At 62.3% G+C, this 247-nt stretch carries 1 pseudogene; it reads left to right on the top strand.

Features of this window, described 5'->3' with window-relative positions:
* Window positions 1–247: pseudogene (locus AF337_RS33030) on the top strand (sugar ABC transporter permease); the annotation flags it as partial.

Genomic DNA, 247 nt, shown 5'->3' with positions numbered 1-247 from the left:
CGGTGAAGAACACCTTCCTGCTGACGATCGCTGTCGTGCCGGTGCAGATCGCCATTGCGCTTGCTATGGGCACCATGGTCGCCAAGGTCGGCCGCGGGCGCGAGACGATCCTGTGGATCTGGACGATCCCGCTCGGCATTTCCGATCTCGCCGCCGGTCTCGTCTGGCGGTCGATCCTGCAAAATACCGGCTATCTGAATTCGCTGCTCTTCGGCCTCGGCATCATCGGCAGGCAAGCTAGCTGGCT

Source organism: Rhizobium ecuadorense (assembly GCF_001187535.1).
In the GTDB taxonomy this organism is placed as follows: Bacteria; Pseudomonadota; Alphaproteobacteria; order Rhizobiales; family Rhizobiaceae; genus Rhizobium; species Rhizobium ecuadorense.
Note: the sequence above shows the minus strand (reverse complement) of the source record. Positions and strands in the feature narration are given on the sequence as shown.